This window comes from Streptomonospora salina, assembly GCF_014204715.1.
Taxonomy (GTDB): Bacteria; Actinomycetota; Actinomycetes; order Streptosporangiales; family Streptosporangiaceae; genus Streptomonospora; species Streptomonospora salina.
In genome coordinates, this window is the sequence record NZ_JACHLY010000001.1 from 4,987,032 (window position 1) to 5,008,986 (window position 21,955).

Here is a 21,955-nt window from a genome sequence, read left to right on the forward strand (position 1 = left end):
GACCGGTCCGCCGACCGACGGGGGCGGCGGGACCGTCCGGCGGCGCCCGGCGGGCGGCCGGCGCAGCGGCGTCGGTCAGTCCAGGTGGAACACCTCCGTCAACGGCACCATCCCCTCGTCCGGGCGGCCGTCGAGCCCTTCGAAGAACGGAGCCGTCTCCGCCTGCCACCGGGCGTTGACCGCGGTCGCGGCCATCGCCGCCTGGGCGGCGGCGAAGTCCTCGGTCTCCAGATAGCCCACCAGCAGGCCGTCCTCGCGGCAGAAGATCGAATAGTTGCGCCAGCCCGCCTCGCTGAGAGCGGCCTTCATCTCCGGCCACACCTCGGCGTGGCGCCGCCGGTACTCCTCCAGGCGGTCGGCTTTGACCTTGAGCAGGAAGCAGACCCGCTGCATCGCGTCCTCCCCGGAACGGATCGGGGTCCGGCCGGGCCGCGGGCGCGGAAACGCGCTCGCGGCCCGGAACCGGACCGGATCAGAAGTCGAAGTCGCCGATGTTGTCCTCGTTGAACACCGTGGGCGGACCCAGCGCGATCTCGCCGTCGGCGCCGATCTCGTACTCGCCCAGGCGCCCGGCCTCGAAGGTCTGGCCCTCTTCACCGGTGATGCGGCCCGCCGCCTGCGACGCGCCGGCGTAGGCGGCCAGGTAGCCCAGGTCGGTCGGGTTCCACAGGGCGAACTCCTCGACCGTGCCGTCCTCGACGAACTCCCGCATCTGGTTGGGCGTGCCCAGCCCGGTCAGGGCCACCTCGCCCTTGAAGTCCGAGGAGCTCAGGTACCGCGCCGCGGCGGCCAGGCCCACGGTCGTGGGCGAGACGACACCCGCCAGGTCGGGGTGGGTCTGCAGCAGGCCCTGCATCTCGTTGAAGGACTTCTGGTCGTCGTCGTTGCCGTAGACGGTGTCGACGACCTCGATGTCGGAGTACCGGTCGGTGCCCAGCTCCTCCTTCATCAGCTCCAGCCAGGCGTTCTGGTTGGTGGCGTTGGGCGTGGCCGACAGGAAGGCGACCTCGCCCTCGCCGCCGATCTGCTCGGCGATCATCTCGACCTGGGTGGTGGCGAGCCCCTCCGACGTTGCCTGCTTGATGAACAGGTCGCGGCATTCGGGGTCGGAGTCGGAGTCGAAGGTGACCACGACGCTGCCCGCCTGGCGGGCCTGGTTCAGCGCGCCGCAGACCGCATTGGGGTCGTTGGCGGCAGTGGCGATCACGTCACTGCCCTGCTGGCTGAGCGTGTTGATGTAGCTGACCTGGGAGGAAGCGTTCGCCTCGGAAGGGCCGACCTCCTTGAACTCCCCGCCCAGCTCCTCGACGGCCTCCTCACCGCCGGCGTCGGCCACGGTGAAATAGGGGTTGTTCAGCTGCTTGGGCAGGAAGCTGATCGCCAGGTCCCCGGGGATCTCGGCGTCGGGGTCGGCCTCGCCGGAACCGCCGGAGCCGCCGGAGCCGCCGGAGTCGTCGCCGTCGCCGCGGGTGGTGCCGCCGCAGGCCGAGGCCGCCAGCATGACGCCGGCCAGGGCCGCGGCGGTGATGCCGTAGCGGATTCGCGTTCTCATGGTGGATTCACTTTCCTTGTGCGCAGGGGAATGGAAGGACGGGGATGTCGGGGTCGGTTCTAGGAGGGCGGCGCCGCCCGGGGGCGGCGCTCGCGCACGCGGGCCAGAGTGGTGGGAACCACCACCGAGGCCACCAGCAGCAGTCCGGTGACGATGTCGAGCACGTCGGAGGAGACGTCGGCCAGCATCAGGGCGTTGCGGATGACGCCCAGCAGCAGCACGCCGGCCAGCACGCCGGGCAGCGCACCGCGGCCGCCGAAGATCGACACGCCTCCCAGCAGCACCGCGGCCACCACCGACAGTTCCAGCGCGAAGGCGTTGTCGGCGCGGGCGCTGCCGTACTGCAGCGTCCAGAAGACTCCGGCGCCCGCCGCGACCGTGCCCGAGAGCACGAACAGCCACAGCTTGGTCCAGCGCACCGAGATTCCGGAGAAGCGGGTCGCCTCGGCGTTGTTGCCGACGGCGTACAGCGCGCGGCCCACCGGGGTGGCGTGCAGCACCGCACCGAAGACCGCCGCCAGTACTGCGATCAGCACGGCGATCCAGGGGATGTCGGTGCCGGGCAGCCGCGCGGTGGCGCCGCCGGTCCAGGAGAACGGGAAGTCGGCGACCGCCCGGTCGCCCAGCACCACATAGGCCAGGCCCCGGTACATCGCCATGGAACCGATCGTCACCGCCAATGACGGCAGCCCGGCCACCGTCACCAGCACCCCGTTGAGCGCTCCCAGGAGCGATCCCAGGACCAGACACAGCGGAACGATCAGCTCCAGCGGCAGGCCCGCCACCCACAACTGGCCCATGACCGCGCTGGTCAGACCGAGCGTGCTCGCCACGCTCAGGTCGATCTCGCCGGTGATGACCACCAGGGTCATCGGCAGCGCGATCAGCGCGATCGCGGTCACGTCCAGAATCAGGAAACCGGCGTTGCGGCCGGTGGCGAACCCCTCGACGATCAGCGATGCCGCCAGGATCGATACCAGCAGAGCGCCGATGATCGACGTTTCGCGGGTGCGCAGCAGCGACCGCAGTGACGCGCCCGCCGAGCGCAGAGCGCGGCTCCGGGCCCGGGGCGCGGTCCGCGCCGGTGCCGGCGCGGTGCTCGCGGCCGGTGTGTCGACCTCAGGCCCCACGGGGACCACCTCCTCTCAAGCGGCGGGCGGTGCGCACCGCCAGCAGCCGGTCCAGTCCGATCGAGACCAGGATCAGCAGGCCGACCACCGCCTGCTGCCAGAACGCGTCGACGTTCAGCATCGGCAGTGCGGCGTCGATGGTGGACAGCAGCAACGCACCCAGCGCCGCGCCGTAGACGGTGCCGCTGCCGCCGAAGATCGCCACACCGCCGACGACCGCGGCCGCCACGACCTCCAGTTCCATGCCGGTGCCCACCGTCGCGTCCAGGGTGCCGAAGCGCGAGGCGTAGACGACGCCGGCCAGGCCCGCCAGGGACCCGTTGACCACGAAGGGCGCGAACACCCTGCGGTCCACCGGGATGCCGATCAGCCGCGCCGCCGCCGGCTCCGAGCCCACGGCGTACAGTTCGCGTCCGCTGCGGTAGTTGCGCAGGTACCAGCCGGCGGCCACGACCACGGCCGCAGCGGCTACCGCGGGCAGCGGGACACCCAGCACAGTCACGCGCGAGAGGCCCAGGAACCCGTCGGGCATGTCGGCGGCGTTGATCTGCCGGCCGCCCGCCCACCAGTAGTCGATTCCCCGGAACATGTAGAGCGTTCCCAGGGTCACCACCAGCGCAGGTACGCGCGCAGCAGCCACCAGCACGCCGTTGACCACCCCGCACAACGTGCCCACCAGCACGCCGACCAGCATGACCACCGGAGTGGGCAGTCCGGGGAAGGATACGAACGTCATGCCCACGGCGAAGGCCGACAGGCCCATCACCGAGCCCACCGACAGGTCGACGTTGCGGGTGATCAGCACCATCGACTGGCCCACGGCGAGGATCGCCAGCAGGGTGGCGCCCAGCAGCAGGTCGCGCACGCTCTGCCCGGAGAGGAACCCCGGGCTGGCCAGCGTGGTCACCGCCACCAGCAGCACGAGGGCGAGCAGGATGCCCAGTTCGCGCGCCTGGGGGATCCGCAGGCGGGCGCGCCCGTCGCCGCGGTGCTCCCCGGACCCGTGCCCCGCGGGTGCGCCCGCGGCGGGCGGCGCGCTCGTCGGCGCGGAGGCGCCGGTCTCGTCGGTTCCGCTCACGCCGCCCTGCCCTTCTGGCCCGTCGCCGCATACATCACCGATTCCTCGGTGGCCTCGCCGCGGGAGAGTTCGGCGGCGATGCGGCCTTCGTGCATGACCAGTACGCGGTCGGCCATTCCGAGTACCTCCGGAAGCTCGCTGGAGACCATCAGCACGGCGATGCCCTTACCGGCGAGTTCCGACAGCAGCCGGTGGACCTCCGCCTTGGTGCCGACGTCGATGCCGCGGGTGGGCTCGTCGACGATGAGCAGCTGCGGCCGGGTGGCCAGCCACTTGGCCAGCACCACCTTCTGCTGGTTGCCGCCGGAGAGCGTGGTGACCGCGTCGGAGAGGCCTCCGGACTTCAGTTCCAGCTGCTCGCCCCACGCGGCCGCCTCCCGCTCTTCGTCGCGCCGGCGCAGCAGGCCCATGCGGCTCAGCGGCCAGCGGCGGGTCAGCGTGGCGTTGCGTGCGATGGACATCTCCATCACCAGGCCCTGCTGGCGGCGGTCCTCGGGTACCAGGGCGACTCCGGCGGCCATCGCGGCGGCGGGGCGGCCGTTGGGCAGCGCGGTGCCGGCCATGCGCACGGTGCCGGTCTCGTGGCGGTCGACGCCGAAGACGGCCCGCACGACTTCGCTGCGGCCCGCGCCGACCAGCCCGGCCAGCGCGACGATCTCGCCGGCGCGCACCGAGAACCCGACGTCGGCGAAGACGCCGGCGCGGCCGAGCCCCTCGACCTCCAGGACGGTCGCGCCGGGGGTGACCTCCTGCTTGGGGAACAGGGCCGCGACCTCCCGGCCGACCATGCGGTGCACGAGGTCGTCGACCGTCAGATCGGCGACGGGGTCGGTGGAGACGTAGCCGCCGTCGCGCATGACGGTGACCCGGTCGCACAGGGCGAAGACCTCGTCGAAGCGGTGGGAGATGAACAGCACCGCCGCTCCGTTGTCCCGCAGCGAGCGCGCCACGGCGAACAGCCGTTCGACCTCGACGCCCGACAGCGCCGCGGTCGGCTCGTCCATCACCAGCACGCGCGCGTCGAAGGACATCGCCTTGGCGATCTCGACGAGCTGCTGGTCGGCGATGGACAGCCCGCGTGCGGGGCGGTCCGGGTCGATGTGCACGCCCAGGCGGGTGAACAGGGCTTCGGCGGACGCGCGCATGGCGCGCCTGTCGATGCGGCGCCCGCGCGCCAAGGGCTGGCGGCCCATGAAGATGTTCTCCGCGACCGAGAGGTCGGGGAACAGAGTCGGTTCCTGGTAGATGACGGCGACCCCGGCCCGCTGGGCGTCGGCGGGGGCGCCGAAGACGGTCGGCTCGCCTCCGATCCCGACGTGCCCGGTGTCCGGACGGTGCACCCCGGCGATGACCTTCACCAGGGTCGACTTTCCCGCCCCGTTCTCGCCGCAGAGCGCGTGGATCTCGCCCGCACGCAGCTCAAGGGAGACGTCCTGGAGGGCGTGGACCGTCCCGAAGGACTTGGATACGCCCGCCAGCGACAGGAGCGGAGGAGCCGGTGGTGGGTGACGGTCCACGGCTTCCTCCTTCGACGGTCGAGCGCCGCGGGGGGCGACGCGCGTGAAAAACGTTTCAATGAAGTTGGACGTTAAGTGGGTCACAGGCCGTGTGTCAAGGGGGTTGCGGCGAAACGCCCCCGTCATTCCGTGTTCACGTGATGACGTGCCGGATGTGGTCATGCTATGGCGGCGGCGGATACGGGAGAGTAGTCTGAGGTCGAATATTGACACGTTTTAATAAACCTGTGAGCATGAACGGCCCCCGAGCCGCCCGAGCACCGCGGAGAGCAGCAGCGTTGTCCTCGACCGAAGGCACCAACCAGCCCGTCGGCATCAACGACGTGGCCGCGCGCGCCGGAGTCTCCCCCGGCACCGTTTCCAACGTCCTCAACCGCCCCGAGCGCGTCGCCGAGCCCACCCGGCGCCGCGTCGAGCGCGCGGTCCAGGAACTCGACTACGTGCGCAACTCGTCCGGGCGCAGCCTGCGTTCGGGCCGCAGCGACTCCGTGGGCCTGCTCGTTCTGGACGTCACCAACCCCTTCTTCGCCGAGGTCGCCCGCGGCGTCGAGGACACCGCCGGGGAGGAAGGGCTGGCCGTGGTGCTGCTCAACTCCGCCGAGCAGGACGCGCGCCAGCGCCGCTCCATGCGGCTGCTGGCCGAGCAGCGCGCCGCCGGAGCCGTCATCATGCCCGTCGACAGCGACACCGAGGACCTGCTGTGGCTGCGCAAGCAGGGCGTGCCCGGAGTGCTGCTGGACATCGGCGAGGTCCCCGGCGAGACCGCCTGCAGCGTCTCGGTCGACAACCATGCCGGCGGCATGGCGGCGGGGCGCCACCTGATCAACCTCGGACACGAACGCATCACCTACCTCGGCGGTCCCGCCGACCTCGAACAGTGCCGCACCCGGCTGGAAGGGCTGCGGGCGGCCGTGGCCGAGGCCGGGTCCGATCCCGGCGAGGCGGTGCGCGTGATCCGCACCGCCCAGCTCAACGCCGAATCGGGCGAGAAGGCCGTCGAAGAGGTCCTGGCCGGCGGGCCCCGGCGCCGTCCCCAGGCGGTCTTCTGCACCAACGACCAGCTGGCCGTCGGGGTGCTCAAAGGGATGGGGGAGCGGGGGCTGAGTGTGCCCGGCGACCTGTCGGTGGTGGGCTACGACGACGTCGACTTGGCCGCGCTGGTGCACCCGGGGCTGACCACGGTCGGACAGCCCAAGTACGAGCTGGGCCGGGCGGCCATGCAGCTGCTGCTCTCGGAACTCGGCGACCCCGGCCACCGCCACGAGCGCCTGACATTCGCCCCGCAGCTGGTCGTGCGCGGATCCACGGCCGCCTACCGCACCTAGCGCCCCAGCGGCTGCCGGGGCGCCGCCGCCCGCGGCGGAGCGGACCCGGAGCCGGAGGCGGTGCGTCGCTCGGGACGCGGGCGTCGAAGGGGGCGGCGCGCCGAGGCGCCGCCCGGCGTATGCGGACCCCTCCGCGGCGACCGACCCGCCGGCGGCGTTGCCCGTACGTGCGGATCCCCCGTTCGTCCCGGTCCCGCGGCCCCGGAGCGGCGGGCGCCGCTTGCGGCGGCCGAGCGCCGAAAGTCCCCAACGGGACTCCGGATGACCGCCCGGATCGAACCTCGCTTTTCGGTGACGGCACTCGTCACGTCGAATGCGGTATGAACCGGTCATCGAGTGTTCTCCGGTGCATTTCGGTGCGGAATGGATGTATAGAGTCCCTCTGCGGTGTTTTCCGCGATTCCCTGTTCTCGTCGGTGCCCTTTGCTAGGCTCGCCGTTGATTCGGAAGCCCGAGCCGGGCCGCCGAAAAACGAGACCTGCACATGACCTGTTTCGTGCCTGCATTCCGGCCTGCCTGGGGAATTCCCGGTCCAGGGGAGAGGTGTCGCAGCGGCCGCCCCCGCCGCCGCGAGCGTCCATCCGAATTCCCGGACAGGAGTTCTCCCAGCGTGTGCCGGTGCGCGATCAAGGTATCGGGACCATCGGCGGCCACCGCGGCCTCCGCTGTTTTCCGGTGCTGTTTCAGGGCCGGAATACCCGGTCACCGAGACGATTCGAGGAGGCGTGTTGTGGCGCAGCCGCCCTCACCACCGCCGGGCCGCGACGATCGGCCGACGCGCATGACCGCAGACGACGACACCCCCGCCCGCGGCGGGCGGTTCCGGCGCCTGCTCCGCCGTTTGGCGACGGGCCGGCGGGACGAGCCCGAGCAGCACGGGCATCCCCCTCCGCAGGCCCCGCCCCCGGGGCCCGCGGCGGAACGGGCGTTCGACGCCCCCGCCCCGTGGCGCCCGGAGGCACCCGGCGCCCACCGGGCCGCCCCTGATCCGCCCCCGCCCGGAGCGGGCCGACCGGTCCAGTGGAACGGCTCCGCGCGCAACGGTTCCGCACCCGCTCCCGCTCCCGCCGAACGGAGCGGTGGACCGGCCGACCCCGTCCGCGTTCCCGATCCCCAACCCGACCCGGGGCTGCTCACCGAAGCGCTCGCCGGCCTGGCGATGCGCGACCTGACCATGGTGGAGTCGCTGCTGGACATCGTCGGCAGCCTGGAGGACTCCACCGAGGACCCCGACCTGCTGGCCAAGCTGTTCGAGATCGACAACCTGGCCACCCGGATGCGCCGCAACGGCGAGAACCTGCTGGTGCTGGCCGACCAGGAGAGCGACGACGCCGGCGTGGAGCCGGTCTCGCTGCTCGACGTGGCCCGCGCCGCCACCTCCGAGATCAAGGACTACAGCCGCGTCCAGCTCGGCCGCCTGCCCGACCGGTTCATCGCCGGTGAGGCCGCCGACGACCTCAGCCACCTCCTGGCCGAGCTGCTCGACAACGCCACCACCCACTCGCCCGACCACGCCCAGGTCGTCATCAGCGGCCAGATGATGCCCGACGGTGCGCTGCTGGTGGTCGTCGAGGACGAAGGCATCGGCATCCCCGAGGAACAACTGGCGGACATCAACACCCGATTGGCGGGGACCCCGGTGCTGGACAAGCGCGTGATGCGCCACATGGGGCTCTACGTAGCCAGCCGCATCGCCCACCGCCACGGCCTGCGCGCGCAGTTGGAGGCCCGCGCCTTCCGCGGGGTCAGCGCCTACACGGTGGTCCCCGCCACTCTGCTGAGCACCGCCGGGCCCGCGCCTACTCCCGCGTCGGCGGTTCCGCACCAGGCGAAGCCCGCTATGGCGGCCGCCGCCCCGCAACCGGCCCCGCAGCAGCCCGCCGCGGGCCCGCCCCAGCCCGGCGCCCACCGCGCCGAGCCCGCATCCGAGGGCCGCCCCGGCGACTCCGGCGCACCCGGATCCTCCGACGGTCCCGGCGGCCCGCGCCAGAGCGGCCGGAGCTCCGCGGTCACCGATGCGGGGCTGCCGCGCCGCACCGCGCATCCGTCGCCGCTGCGGACGATGCCGGCCGAGGAGCCGTCGACCCCCGAACCCGCCGAAGACCCCGCTCAGCGCGCCGAGCGCATCCGCGACGAGTTGGACGGCTTCATGGAGGGCGAGCGCGCCGCCACCCGCGAGGACGACGGTCGCGCGGAGCGGCCGTGATCCGCCGCGGCGCGTACACGCGCGCTGCGCGCCGCATTCCGCGCAGGCACCGACCCCCGCACGCCGAGCGAGAGAGCTGGAAGAAGCGATGGACAACCAGATAGCCGTGACCGCAGAGAACTTCGCCTGGCTGATCAACAACTTCGTCGCCGACGTCCCCGGGGTCGACCATGCGGTCGTGGTCTCCTCCGACGGGTTGGTGCTGACCTCCTCCCAGGATTTCCCCGAGGAGCACGCCGAGCAGCTCGCGGCCATCGCCAGCGGTATGCACAGCCTGGCCGTGGGCGGCGCGAAGCTGTTCTCCAAAGGCGAGTGCGAGCAGCTGATCGTGCGCATGCAGCGCGGCCACCTGTTCGTCATGTCGATCAGCGACGGCTCCTGCCTGGCGGTACTCACCACGCCGTCGGCGGACATGAAGATCGTCGCCTACCAGATGACCCGGCTCGTGGAGAACGTCGGCCACGCCCTCACCCCGCAGCTGCGGTCCCAGCTGCGGGACGTGATCGGGAACTAGAGCCGGCGGCCCGGGCAGTCCGGGAGCGAATGAAGAGGTTGCCACAGTCATGAGCTACCGCAAGCGCAGGGGCTCGCGTATCCGCCCCTACACGTTCACGGGCGGGCGGACCCGATCACGCCACCCCCTCATGGTGCAGACGCTCGTCTCCACCGCCGATCCCAGCGACGACGCTCCCGCGAACCTCCTGCCCGAGTCGCAGCGGATCTACCTGCTGTGCCGGGAGACGCGCTCGGTCGCCGAGGTCTCGGCGGAGCTGAAGATCCCGCTCGGAGTGACACAGGTACTGCTCAGCGATCTCGCCGAGCTGGGAGTCGTGTACATCCACCCCACCATCACGGGCGACAGCCCGTCCGAAAACCAGGTTCTCGAGAGGGCGCTTCGTGGTCTCGAACGACTTTTCCAGTGACATGCCGACCAAGATGTCGACCAAGATCGTCATCGCCGGTGGTTTCGGAGCGGGGAAGACGACACTCGTCGGCTCGGTCTCGGAGATTCCGGCGGTGACGACCGAAGCCGTGATGACCGAGGCGAGCGTCCCGCACGACGACACCTCCGCCACACCGCAGAAGGTCACCACCACCGTGGCCATGGACTTCGGCCGCATCACCGTCGACCAGCAGCTGATCCTGTACATGTTCGGAACCCCCGGCCAGGCGCGGTTCTGGTTCATGTGGGACGACCTCGTGCGCGGGGCCGTGGGAGCGGTGGTGGTCGTCGACTGCCGGCGGCTGGCCGACAGCTTCGAAGCCGTCGATTACTTCGAGACGAACCGGCGCATCCCCTACGTCGTGGCGCTGAACAGGTTCGACGGGCAGTTGGAGTACACCGTCGAGGAGATCCGCGAGGCGCTTGAGGTGAGCGCCGACGTGCCCATCCTCGACTTCGACGCACGCGACCGCTCCTCCAGCGGCTCGGTGCTCAAGTCGCTGCTCCGCTACGCGCTGACGACCAACGCCGCCGCCGCGCCGGTGGGATGACCGCTTCGCCGCCTCCCCCGGTCGGCGCACCCCGCAGACTCCCCGAGAAGGACGACTCTGATGCGCAAGATCCTCATCGTCGGCGCCGGGCACTCGGGCCTCCACTTGGCCCACGGCCTGCTCAACCACGGCTACGACGTCACGGTGATCACCGGGCAGAGCTCGCAGGAGATCCGTACCGGCCGGCCGTCGATCACCCAGATGACGTTTCCGACCGCGCTGGACTACGAGCGCGAGCTCCACCTGGACTTCTGGAGCGGCCAGGCCCCGCGGATCGAGGACTTCAAGATGCACCTCTATCCGCCGGGCGGCGAGGCGGCGGTCCTCAAGGGCCGGACCGGAGCCCGGGACCAGTACACGATCTCCATCGACCGGCGGATCAAGATGGCCGACTGGCTGGAGTACTTCGAGGACGCCGGCGGCAAGGTCGTCATCCACGGCGTCACGCTCAGCGACCTCGACTACTTCTCCCGGATGTTCGACCTGATCGTGGTCGCCGTGGGCCACGGCGAGCTGGGCGCCCTGTTCGACAACGACACCAGCCGCTTCAGCGGGGCGCGGCCGCGCGTGGTGGCCCAGGCCAACATCTACGACGTGCTGCCCGACGCCGGCGAGAGCCCCAACATCGGCTGGGCCGCCTCTGCCGCCGACGCCGGGAACATGATCCTCCTGCCGTTCCTCACCGCCGACGGACCGTGCCACTCGCTGTTCCTCGGCGACCGGCGCGGCGGGCCGATGGACGTCTGGCCCGACCGGCCCCGCCCCGATGAGCAGTGGCGGCGGATGCAGGACCTGCTGCGCACCTACGCCCCGGAGTACTACGAGCGGGTCGCCGGGGCGTCGCTGGTCGACGGCAGCAGCACGCTGGTGGAGTACTTCACCCCGCAGGTGCGCAATCCCGTGGGAGTACTGCCCTCGGGCGGGCTGGCCCTGGGTATCGCCGACGTGGTGATCACCATGGACCCCTTCGTGGGCCAGGGGTGGAACCACTCCACCCGCTGCGCGCGCAGCTACCTGCAGAGCATCGTCGAGCACGGCGACCGGCCCTTCGACGAGGAGTTCCTCGCCGGCGCCTTCGAGCGCTTCTGGGAGTACGGGCTTCCCGTGCAGAGTTTCGCCGAGCTCTGCTCGACGATGTGGGACCAGGAGCTTCCGCCGCACTTCCAGGAGATCATCGGGGCCGCTGCGACCTACCCCGAGGTCGGCGATCGCTGGATCCAGGGGTGGGACTACCCGCCCGACTTCGAGAAGTGGCTCTACGACCCGGAAAAGGCCCGTGCCTACCTGGACGAGGTGGCGGCCGCCCACGGTGGGAGGTAGCGCCGGAACACGTATCGCGATTCGGTCCGTACACCCCGACGGGGTGTGCGGACCGAATTTGTTTCCTGGGCCTCACACATCTCTCCCTCACCACCGCTTTCGCGTGAACCCGCTGCTCACCGTGTTCTGCCGTGGGGAATGGCGGGACTATTGATCCGGTTATAGCTAAGGGTTACGATTACTCTGGATTGACTGCCTAAGTGGAGTATGGCCCCTTTTGGGGCATATGCTTCCCGAGCGGTGGTTCCGTGATCGTTTTCCCGCACCGACCTCCGGAGGCCGATATGGCAATGGGCACGTCGTCGGCGGACCGACCGCACCCCGAGCGCCGCGTCCTCCCCCGGAGTAGATCCGCATACCCGCAGGCGCGCACGCGCGGCGCACCCGCTACCGACGCGGACGGAACAAGGCACCGATGACCGCGGGTGCCGACACCGGCCCCGCGACGGGAAACGAAAGATCGTTTCCGTGCGAATGATCATCGAATAGCGACCGTTTTTCCAGGCGGATACGCATTCCGCCGCAGTCGGCCCGCCGCGGGCGCGGCGTGCCGAGTGCGCACGCCCGCATCCGCGGCGGGCTCAGCGGCGGACCGGCAGGGGTGAGCGACGTGATGCAGCGGGGACGTGCGGCCACGACAGCGCAACGGAGCGAGGACCGGGGCATCGCCGTCATCGGAACCGCCTGCCGGTTCCCCGGAGCCGGCGACCCCGAATCCTTCCGGCGGCTGCTGCGCGAGGGCCGCAGCGCCCTCACCGAGCCCCCGCCCGGCCGCGCCCCGGCGGCCGCGCACATCGGCGGCCGCCCGCTGCCCGGCGGGTTCGTCGACGCCGAGGTTTTCGACCCCGAGCCCTTCGGGATCTCCCCGCGCGAGGCCGCGGCCATGGACCCCCGCCAGCGGCTCCTGCTGGAACTGGCGTGGGAATCCGCCGAGGACGCGCGCCTGCCCGTCGAGCGGCTGCGCGGCAGCCGGACGGGCGTGTTCGTCGGAGCCATGGGCGACGACCATTCCGCCCGCACCGCCGAGCCCACGCACCACACGCTGACCGCCACCAGCCGGGCCGTCATCGCCAACCGGATCTCCTACGTGTTCGGTCTGCGCGGTCCCAGCATGGCCGTGGACACCGGTCAGTCCTCCGCACTGGCCGCCGTGCACCTGGCCGTGGAAAGCCTGCGCCGCGGGGAGTCCGACCTCGCCGCGGCCGGCGGCGCCCACCTCAACCTCGCGCCCGAGGCGGCGGAGCGCGAACGGGAGTTCGGCGCCCTCTCGCCGAGCGGGCGCTGCCGCACGTTCGACGCCCGGGCCGACGGTTACGCGCGCGGCGAGGGCGGCGGCGTCGTGCTGCTCAAGCCGCTGGCCCAGGCCCGCGCCGACGGCGACCGGGTCCACGCCGTGCTGCTGGGCGGCGCCGTCGGCAACGACGGCGGCGGCCCGAGCCTGGCCGCCCCCACCGCCGGCGGTCAGGCCGACGTGGTGCGCCTGGCCTGCCGCGACGCCGGGGTCGACCCGGCGGAGGTCGGCTACGTGGAACTGCACGGCACGGGAACCCGCGCCGGCGACCCCGTCGAGGCGGCCGCCCTCGGCGAAGCGCTGGGCGCGCACCGGCCCGCCGGCGACCCACTGCCGGTCGGCTCGGTCAAAACCAACATCGGGCACCTCGGCGCGGCCGCCGGCATCGCCGGGCTGATCAAAGCGGTGCTGGCCGTGGAGTCGGGCGAACTCGCTCCCGTGGCCGGATTCGCGAGCGCGCACCCCGACATCCCGCTGGCGGACCTGGGGCTGGCCGTGCAGCGCACCGCCGAACCGTGGCCCGCGACCGGCGCCCGCCGGGTGGCGGGGGTGTCCTCCTTCGGCATGGGCGGCACCAACTGCCACATGCTCCTAGCGCAACCGCCGCCGGGCACCGGCGCCGCCGCGGCAACCGGCACGGACCGCGCGTCCGGGCGGTCCGAACGGTCCGGGGCCGACGACGGAGCCGCGCCCGCCTACCGGCCGTTCGTGCTCTCCGCGGCCGGCGACGCCGCGCTGCGCGCCCAGGCCGGCCGGCTGCACGCGCGGGTCGAGGCCGACCCCGGCCTGGATCCGCCCGGCCTCGCCGGGGCGCTGGCCACCACCCGCAGTGCCCTGCCCCGGCGGGCCGCCGTCGTCGCCGCCGACCGTGCGGACCTGCTCACCGGTCTGGCGGCGCTGCACGACGGCACGCGCCGCACCGGCGTTCTGCGCGGCACCGTCCGCGAGGGCCCGCTCGCGGTCGTGTTCCCCGGCCAGGGCACCCAGTACTCCGGTATGGGGCGGGCGCTGTCGGAACGCGAGCCGGTCTTCGCGGCGGCGCTGGACGCCGTCTGCGCCGAACTCGACCCGCTGCTGCCGAGCCCGCTGCGCACCGTGCTGTGGGCGCGGGAGGGGACCGGTCCGGCGTCGCTGCTGGACCGCACCGGCTGGACCCAGCCCGCGCTGTTCGCGGTGGGCGTGGCCCTCTACCGCCTGCTGGAGTCGTGGGGCGTGCGGCCGCGGCTGGTGGCCGGGCACTCCATCGGCGAGGTGGCGGCCGCCCACGTCAGCGGCATGTTCACGCTGGCCGACGCCTGCCGGCTGGTGGCCGCCCGCGCCCGCGGCCTGGACGCGCTTCCCGAGGGCGGAGCCATGTTCGCCGTGCGCGCCGGCGCCGCCGAGACCGGCGCGCTGATCGACGCCCAGGGTGTCGGTGCCGAGGTCGCGATCGCCGCGGTGAACGGTCCCGAGTCGGTAGTGATCTCGGGCGCTCGGGATCCGGCAGCACGCATCGCCGAGCTGCTGGGCGAGCGCGGCCGCAGCACCCGGCGCCTGCAGGTCAGCCACGCTTTCCACTCGCCGCTGGTCGACCCTGCGCTACCGGCGCTGCGGGCGGCGGCCCGCGGCCTCCGGGTACGCCCGGCCGACGGACCCGCGCTGGTGTCGGGGGTGACCGGGCGCGTGGCCGGCCCCGACGAGCTCGCCGATCCGCAGTACTGGGCGCACCAGGCGCGCCATGCGGTGCGCTTCGCCGACTGCCTCGACACGCTGCACGACTACGGCACCGGGGTCTACTGCGAGCTGGGACCGGGCGGAAGCCTGTCTGCCATGGCGCGCGAGGCGGCCGAGGCGCGCGGCGGCGCGTCGGAGGCGGCGTTCGTCGCCGGGATCCGCCCGGGCGGGGAGGAGCGCGCGGCGGCCGAGTACGCGGCGGCGCTGCACGTCAACGGTGTCGGTCTCGACCGGCACGCGGTCTGGGCCGGCGGAGCCGAGCCGGTGGAGCTGCCCACCTATGCGTTCCAGCGCCGCTCCTTCGCTCCCCGACCGGCCGCAGATCCCGAAGCGCCGGACGCGCCGCAGGCCCGGGATGCGCGCGGCGCCGGCGCGGCGGAGGCCGCCCCGGGCGCCGATGCGCGGCACAGCACGGAGGCCGGAGTGCCGGGGGAGGGCGGCGGCGAGCCGCGTGCGCACACGGCCGCCGACCGGCGCCGGCTGCGTGAGCTGGTGCTGTCCGAAACCGCGGCCGTTCTCGGCCACGCCTCGCACGCCGGCGTCGACCCCGGTACCGCGTTCCGCGACCTGGGCTTCGACTCGATCCTGGCGGTCGAGCTGCGCGACCGCATCAGCGAGGCCACCGGGCTCGCGCTGCCCGCCACCCTGCTCTTCGACGCCCCCACGCCCGAGCGGCTGGCGGCCAGGCTGCGTGCCGAGCAGGACGGCCCCGATCCGGCGGCCGGCGACGGCGCACCGCGCGCATATGCGTCCTCGGACGCCTCCGTCGCGGTGGTGGGGGTGGGGTGTCGGTTTCCGGGGGGTGTGGGGTCGCCGGAGGGGTTGTGGGATCTGGTGGCTTCGGGTGGTGACGCCACGTCGGGGTTTCCGGGGGATCGCGGGTGGGATGTGGAGGGGTTGTTCGACCCGGACGGGGGGCGTGCGGGGTCGAGTCGTGTGCGGCGCGGGGGGTTTCTGGCGGATGCGGCGGGGTTCGACGCGGCGTTTTTCGGGGTGTCGCCGCGGGAGGCGCTGGCGATGGATCCGCAGCAGCGGGTGCTGTTGGAGACGGCGTGGGAAGCCGTCGAACGCGCCGGACTGCGCCCCGCCGACCTGCGCGGCCGGCGCGTCGGGGTGTTCGCGGGAGCCTCCGGCCAGGACTACGGGCCCCGGCTGCACGAGCCCGCGGCCGGAACCGGCGGCCACCTGCTGACCGGCAGGACCGGCGGTGCGGTCTCCGGTCGGATCTCCTACGTACTCGGCTTCACCGGACCGGCGGTCACCGTCGACACCGCGTGCTCGTCGTCGCTGGTGGCGCTGCACCAGGCGGTGCAGGCGCTGCGACGCGGCGAGTGCGACCTCGCCCTCGCCGGCGGTGCCACGGTGATGGCCACGCCGGGCATGTTCACCGAGTTCAGCGCTCAGCGGGGCCTGGCCCCCGACGGCCGCTGCAAGCCCTACACGGCAGCGGCCGACGGCACCGCCTGGGCCGAAGGCGCCGGTGTGCTGGTTCTGGAGCGGTTGTCGGATGCGGTGGCTGCGGGGCGGCGGATCTGGGGTGTGGTGCGGGGGTCGGCGGTGAATTCGGACGGGGCGAGTAACGGGTTGTCGGCGCCGAGCGGGGTGGCGCAGGAGGCGGTGATGCGGGCGGCTTTGGCCGATGCGGGGGTGGGGGCTTCCGAGGTGGGGGTGGTCGAGGGGCATGGGACGGGCACGGTGCTGGGTGATCCGATCGAGGTGCGGGCGCTGGGTGCGGTGTATGGGCGGGCTCGTGTCGGGGCCGGTGGTGTGGTGGTGGGGTCGGTGAAGGCCAATATCGCTCATGCGCAGGCGGCGGCCGGCGTCGCGGGGCTGGTGTCGTTGCTGGGGGTGGTGGGGCGTGGTGTGGTGCCGGGGTTGGCGGGGGCCGAGGAGGGGTTGTCGGAGCTGGTCGATTGGGGCGGGTTGGGGTTGGGTGCGGTGGTCGGGGGTTCGCGGGTGTGGGAGGAGAGCGGGGGTCGGCGGATCGGGGCGGTGTCGTCGTTCGGTATCAGTGGCACCAACGCTCACGTGCTCGTCGAAGAACCGCCCGCCGGCCACGCCTACGACTTCGCCGCCCTCGCCGCACCCGCCGACGCGGTCCCGGCCCCCGGCCGCCTCCTCGGAGGCCTCGACGAAACCCCCGGAGCCGCCGCGACCCCGCCCGCGTCCGCGCCGACCGGTGCGGACGGACCGGCCGGACGAACCGGGGAGACCGAGGAGACCGGACGAACCGGGGAGTCCGCGCCGCCCGCCGAACCCCCGGTCCGTACGGACCTCGTGCCCTGGGCCGTCTCCGGCGCCGCACCCGAGGCCGTGCACCACCAGGCGCAGCGCCTGCGGTCGGCGCTGCGGGCCGGGCCGCGCACGGGTCCCGCCGACGTCGCCTACGCCCTCGCGGCCGAGCGCACGCACTTCGAGCACCGCGCCGTCGTGCTCGCATCCGAACGCGACACCCTCATGGACGGGCTGTCGGCGCTCGCCCGGGGGCGCGCACAGCCCCCCGGCGCCCGGACGGTCCAGGGCAGCGCGGACCTGCCCGAAGGGCCCGTGCTGGTCTTCGGCGGCCAGGGCTCCCAATGGACCGGCATGGGCGCCGAGCTGCTGGAGGCCTCGCGCGCCTTCCGAGAACGCTTCGCCGCATGCGAACGGGCGCTGGCGCCGCACGTCGACTGGTCCCCGCAGGCCGTGCTGCGCGGCGACGCGCAAGCACCCGGGCTGGAGCGCGTCGACGTCGTGCAGCCGGTGCTGTGGGCGGTGATGGTGTCCCTGGCCCAGGTGTGGCGCCGCGTGGGCGTCGCCCCGGCCGCGGTCGTCGGCCACTCCCAGGGCGAGGTCGCCGCCGCCTGCGTCGCCGGCGCGCTCACCCTCGACGACGCGGCCGCGGTGGTGGCCCTGCGCAGCCGCGCCGTCGCCGAACTGGTTCCCGGCGGTGCCATGGCCGCGCTCGGTGAAGGGCCCGAGCGCACGCGGCAGCGGCCGGAGGTGCGCGGCGGTCGCGTCCACATCGCCGCGCTGAACGGGCCCGCCGCCACCGTCGTCTCCGGCGATGCCGACGCCGTGGCCGCACTGGTCGCCGCCGCCGGCGAGGAGGGCGTGCGCGCCCGGGACATCGACGTCGACTACGCCTCGCACACCCCCCGCGTCGACGCCGCACGCACGCGCATCGCCGCGGAGCTCGCCGGTATCGCGCCCCGCTCCTGCGACGTGCCCTTCTACTCCACCGTGACCGGCACCGAACTCGACGGCGCCGGACTCGACGCCGAGTACTGGTACCGCAACCTGCGCGAACCCGTGCGGTTCGGCCCGGCGGTTCGGGCCGCCGCCGGCGCGGGCCACGGCCTGTTCATCGAATGCGGGCCGCACCCGGTGCTGACCGCCGCCGTCGAGGACACCCTGGCCGAGGTGCGGGCCGCGGGTACCGCCCTGGGCACGCTGCGCCGCGGCGAGGGCGGCGCTGACCGGTTGCTCACCTCGATCGCCGAGGCGTTCGTGCGCGGCGCTCCCGTCGACTGGACCGCGCTGGTGCCGTCCGCGCGCCCGGGCGGCGTCGCCCTGCCGACCTACCCCTTCCAGCACGGCCGCTACTGGCTCCAGGCGCCCCGCGCCGGCGCCGACCCCGCTGCGCTGGGGCAGGCCGGCACCGGGCACCCGCTCCTGGGCGCGGCCGTGGACGTCGGCGACGGGCAGGCGGTGTGCACCGGACGCCTGTCCGTGCGCGAACAGCCCTGGCTGGCCGATCACGCCGTCGGCGGCCGCATCCTGCTGGCCGGGTCGGCCCTGGCCGAACTCGCCCTCGCGGCCGGCGGCCGCCTCGGGTACCTGCGGCTGGAGGAGCTGGCGCTGACGGAGCCGCTCGTGCTGCCCGACGACGGCGGCGGCACCGACGTCCGGGTCGTCCTGTCGGCGCCCGACGGCGACGGGCGGCGCACCTGCGCGGTCTACGCCCGCCCGGCCGGCGGCGAACAGCCCTGGCAGCGGCACGCGAGCGGCGCGCTCACCGCCGGCGACCCGCTCAGCGCCCCAGCGGCCCCGGACCGGCAGCAGTGGCCGCCCGAGGGCGCGACCCCGGTCGCGATCGCCGACGCCTACACCCGCCTGGCCGAACGCGGCTACGCCTACGGGCCCGCCTTCCGTGGCCTCACGAGGCTCTGGCGGCGCGGCGCCGACGTGTTCGCCGAGGTGTCCCTGCCCGAGCCGGTGCGCTCCGGCGCCGACGCGTTCGAGCTGCACCCCGCTCTGCTGGACGCGGCCCTGCACGCCTGGCTCGTCGCCGCGCCCGAGGGCGACGCGGCCCTGCACCTGCCGCACACGTTCAGCGGACTGGCGCTGCTGGCCCGCGGCGCCGCCGACCTGCGCGTCCACCTGCGCACCGACGGCACCGGAAGCGTCGGACTCGACCTCACCGACCCGGTCGGCGCACCGGTGGCCCGCCTGGACCGGCTGGTACTGCGGCCGCCGGCCCCGGACCCCGCCGGGGACGGCGCCGACCTGTACACCCTCGACTGGCCCGAACGCGCCGAGCTCCCGCCGCCGAGCGGGGGCCGGTGGGCGTTCGTCGGCGTCGCCCCCGAACGGGTCGGGCCGGCACCCGCCCCCCGCGGCGGCACCGGCGGCACCGACGGTGCCGCCGACCGGTGCTACGCCGACTTCGACGCGCTGCTGGACGACGTCGACGCCGGGCGGCCCGTGCCCGACACGGTCGTCGCGGCCTGCCCGGAGGCCGGCGGGCGCGACCCGCGCAGCGCAGCGCGCGCCGTCGCGCGGCAGGTCCTGGAACGGGCCCGGTGGTGGTGCGGCGACGAGCGCTTCGGCGCCGGCCGGCTGATCCTGCTCACCCGCGACGCGGTGGCGGCCACACCCGCCGACCGGCTCGACGGGCTCGCACAGACCCCGGCCTGGGGGCTGCTGCGGTGCGCCCAAGCCGAGAACCCGGGCCGGTTCGCGCTCGTCGACGACGACGGCGCCGCCCCGCTGGGGCCGCTGCTGCGCCGCGTCGCGGCCGACGGAGCGGAGCAGGCGGCGCTGCGCGGCGGGCGCGTGCACGTCGCCCGCGTCGCGGTGGCTCCGCCGCCGCCCGCTCCCGGCCCCTCCGGTGACGGCGCCCCCTGGCACATCGACGTCGCCGCGCCCGGTTCCCTCGACCGCGCCCTGCCGCGGCCCGCGCCGTGGGCCTCGGCTCCGCTGGAGGCCGGCGGGGTGCGCATCGACGTGCGCGCCGCCGGGATGAACTTCCGCGACGTCGTCGTGGGGCTCGGCCTGCTCGACGGCGAGCAGGGCATGGGCATCGAAGGCGCAGGCGTGGTCACCGAGGCCGGTCCCGGCGTCGACGGCCTGGCCGTGGGCGACCGTGTCATGGGCCTGTTCGACGCCGCGTTCGGGCCCGCGGCCGTCGCCGACCACCGGCGGATCGTCCGTGTCCCGAGCGGGTGGACGTTCGAGCGCGCCGCCGCGGTGCCGGTGGCCTACCTGACCGCCTACTACGGCCTCGTCGACCTCGCGCGTGTGCGCCCCGGCGAGTCGGTGCTGGTGCACGCCGCCGCCGGCGGGGTGGGCACGGCCGCGGTCGCCCTCGCGCGCCACCTGGGCGCGGAGGTCTTCGCCACCGCTTCGCCCGGAAAGCAGCCGCTGCTGCGCGCCATGGGCGTGGACGCGGACCGCCTGGCTTCCTCGCGCACGACCGGATTCGCCGCAGCGTTCTCCCGACCGGATTCCCGCTCCGGCGGCGTCGACGTCGTCCTCAACGCGCTGACCGGCGAGTTCGTCGACGCGTCCCTGGGGCTGATGACGCCCGGCGGCCGCTTCCTGGAGATGGGCAAGACCGATCTGCGCGACCCGCAGCGCGTCGCGGCCGAGTACGCGGGCGTGCACTACCTCCCGTTCAACCTGCCCGATGTGGCGCCCGAGCGGGTCGGCGCGATGCTCACCGAGATCCGCACGCTGCTGGACGAGGGACGCCTGGGCGCGCCGCCGCCCGTGCGGCGCCGTCCGCTGCGCGAGGCCCCCGCCGCCTTGGGCGAGCTGAGCCGGGGCGCCACCGTCGGAAAGACCGTCCTCGTCCCGCAGCGCCCCCTGGATCCGGACGGAACCGTGCTGATCACAGGAGGAACCGGAACCCTGGGCGCCGCCGTCGCCCGCCACCTCGCCACCGAGCACGGGGTACGGCGGCTGCTGCTGAGCGGGCGCAGCGGCCCCGAGGCCCCCGGCGCCGCCGACCTGACGACCGAGCTGACCGGTCTGGGCGCGGAGGTGGAGGTGCGCGCCTGCGACGCCGCCGACCGCGCCCAGGCGGCCGCGCTGCTGGACGCGGTTCCGCCCGACCGGCCGCTGACGGCCGTCGTGCACGCGGCGGGCGTGCTGGAGGACGCCACCCTCGCCGGACTCACCCCCGCCCAGCTCGACCGGGTCCTGGCGGCCAAGGTCGACGGCGCCTGGCACCTGCACGAGCTGACCGCCGGCGCCGACCTGTCGGCGTTCGTGCTGTTCTCCTCGGCGGTGGGCGTCCTCGGCGCCGCCGGGCAGGCCGGCTACGGCGCCGCGAACGCCTTCCTGGACGGCCTCGCCCACCACCGTGCGGCGCGCGGCCTGCCCGCGACGTCGCTGTCCTGGGGGCTGTGGGCCCGGCCCAGCGGCATGACCGGCCATCTGAGCGAGGACGGTGCGGCGGTCGCGGCGCGCCGCTCGGGGCTGGAGCCGATGGGCACCAGCCACGCGCTGGGCCTGCTCGACACCGCACTGGCCCTGGACCGTCCGCACGTGATCCCGGCCCGGATCGCCGCCCGGGGCGGCGGCGCCCCCCGCACCGGCCCCGCCCTGCCGCAGGCGGCCCGCGCCGCGGATCCGGCCGCCGCCGCGCACGCGGACCCCTCCGGTCTTCCGGACGATCCCGAGGACCGGCGCGCCGCGTTGCTGGAGCTGGTCACCGAGCACGCCGCGGCCGTCCTCGGGCTCACCTCGGCCACCGCGCTGCGGCCCGGGCGGCAGCTCACCGAAGCCGGAATCGACTCCCTCACCGCCGTCGAACTGCGCAACCGCCTCAACGCGGCCACCGGCCTGCGGCTGCCCGCCACCGTGCTGTTCGACCATCCCACCCCCGACGCGCTCGCCGCGGCGCTGGCCTCGCGGATGGCGGGTGACGACACGGCCGGCGACCACGCGGCGCCCACCGACCGCACCGGAACCGGCCCGGGCACCGGCGGCGAGCCCGGACCGGGAGGCGGCGCCCCGCCCGACGGGCGCGGGATCGACGCGATGAGCCTCGACGACCTGGTGGACCTCGCCCTGACCGACGACGCGACCCGATTCCCGGATTCACGCTGAGCCCGCCGCCGG

General features: G+C 74.0%; 12 protein-coding genes. 7 read left to right on the forward strand and 5 right to left on the reverse strand.

The features are described from left to right. Positions 1–75 precede the first annotated feature (75 nt). From HNR25_RS22535 to HNR25_RS22555, 5 genes are all read right to left on the reverse strand, one after another. Positions 76–393: an L-rhamnose mutarotase gene (locus HNR25_RS22535; RefSeq protein ID WP_184638468.1), complete on the reverse strand. Its 318-nt coding sequence runs from the start codon at positions 391–393 to the stop codon at positions 76–78. 79 nt (positions 394–472) lie between these two features. Next, a complete protein-coding gene (gene rhaS, locus HNR25_RS22540; RefSeq protein WP_184638470.1) occupies positions 473–1,552 on the reverse strand; it encodes a rhamnose ABC transporter substrate-binding protein in 1,080 nt (359 codons plus the stop codon). Positions 1,553–1,611: 59 nt separating this feature from the next. Beyond that, positions 1,612–2,682 (reverse strand): ABC transporter permease, encoded by a 1,071-nt coding sequence (locus HNR25_RS22545; protein WP_312862692.1) that lies wholly within the window; start codon positions 2,680–2,682, stop codon positions 1,612–1,614. After that, positions 2,672–3,760: an ABC transporter permease gene (locus tag HNR25_RS22550; RefSeq protein ID WP_376767531.1), complete on the reverse strand. Its 1,089-nt coding sequence runs from the start codon at positions 3,758–3,760 to the stop codon at positions 2,672–2,674. The genes HNR25_RS22545 and HNR25_RS22550 overlap by 11 nt, the downstream gene beginning before the upstream one ends. Beyond that, positions 3,757–5,277 (reverse strand): sugar ABC transporter ATP-binding protein, encoded by a 1,521-nt coding sequence (locus HNR25_RS22555; protein ID WP_312862693.1) that lies wholly within the window; start codon positions 5,275–5,277, stop codon positions 3,757–3,759. Before HNR25_RS22555 ends, HNR25_RS22550 begins: the two co-directional genes overlap by 4 nt. A 278-nt stretch (positions 5,278–5,555) precedes the next feature. On the opposite strand from HNR25_RS22555, the gene HNR25_RS22560 reads away from it, so the two are divergent. From HNR25_RS22560 to HNR25_RS22590, 7 genes are all read left to right on the forward strand, one after another. Continuing rightward, a complete protein-coding gene (locus tag HNR25_RS22560; protein ID WP_246463819.1) occupies positions 5,556–6,602 on the forward strand; it encodes a LacI family DNA-binding transcriptional regulator in 1,047 nt (348 codons plus the stop codon). A 781-nt stretch (positions 6,603–7,383) separates the two neighbouring features. Then, entirely contained in the window at positions 7,384–8,808 is a 1,425-nt protein-coding gene (locus tag HNR25_RS22565) for a sensor histidine kinase (protein WP_246463821.1), read from the forward strand. A gap of 88 nt (positions 8,809–8,896) precedes the next feature. Then, complete coding sequence (locus HNR25_RS22570; RefSeq protein ID WP_184638480.1) at positions 8,897–9,322, forward strand: roadblock/LC7 domain-containing protein; 426 nt, start codon at positions 8,897–8,899, stop codon at positions 9,320–9,322. A 49-nt stretch (positions 9,323–9,371) separates the two neighbouring features. Then, a complete protein-coding gene (locus HNR25_RS22575) occupies positions 9,372–9,731 on the forward strand; it encodes a DUF742 domain-containing protein (RefSeq protein WP_184638482.1) in 360 nt (119 codons plus the stop codon). Positions 9,732–9,744: 13 nt separating this feature from the next. Then, positions 9,745–10,302 carry a GTP-binding protein gene (locus tag HNR25_RS22580; protein ID WP_184639716.1) on the forward strand — a complete coding sequence of 186 codons (558 nt, stop codon included), beginning with the start codon at positions 9,745–9,747 and terminating at the stop codon, positions 10,300–10,302. A gap of 60 nt (positions 10,303–10,362) precedes the next feature. Then, positions 10,363–11,622 (forward strand): styrene monooxygenase/indole monooxygenase family protein, encoded by a 1,260-nt coding sequence (locus tag HNR25_RS22585; RefSeq protein ID WP_184638484.1) that lies wholly within the window; start codon positions 10,363–10,365, stop codon positions 11,620–11,622. A 613-nt stretch (positions 11,623–12,235) separates the two neighbouring features. Beyond that, positions 12,236–21,943, forward strand: a complete 9,708-nt coding sequence (locus HNR25_RS22590; RefSeq protein WP_246464726.1) for a type I polyketide synthase — start codon at positions 12,236–12,238, stop codon at positions 21,941–21,943. Positions 21,944–21,955: the final 12 nt, after the last annotated feature.

Coding starts and splice junctions, on each gene's coding strand:
- HNR25_RS22585 (WP_184638484.1), top strand. CDS start 10,363: ATGCGCAAGATCCTCATCGTCGGCGCCGGGCACTCGGGCCTCCACTTG.
- HNR25_RS22590 (WP_246464726.1), top strand. CDS start 12,236: ATGCAGCGGGGACGTGCGGCCACGACAGCGCAACGGAGCGAGGACCGG.
- HNR25_RS22570 (WP_184638480.1), top strand. CDS start 8,897: ATGGACAACCAGATAGCCGTGACCGCAGAGAACTTCGCCTGGCTGATC.
- rhaS (WP_184638470.1), bottom strand. CDS start 1,552: ATGAGAACGCGAATCCGCTACGGCATCACCGCCGCGGCCCTGGCCGGC.
- HNR25_RS22575 (WP_184638482.1), top strand. CDS start 9,372: ATGAGCTACCGCAAGCGCAGGGGCTCGCGTATCCGCCCCTACACGTTC.
- HNR25_RS22535 (WP_184638468.1), bottom strand. CDS start 393: ATGCAGCGGGTCTGCTTCCTGCTCAAGGTCAAAGCCGACCGCCTGGAG.
- HNR25_RS22565 (WP_246463821.1), top strand. CDS start 7,384: ATGACCGCAGACGACGACACCCCCGCCCGCGGCGGGCGGTTCCGGCGC.
- HNR25_RS22580 (WP_184639716.1), top strand. CDS start 9,745: ATGTCGACCAAGATCGTCATCGCCGGTGGTTTCGGAGCGGGGAAGACG.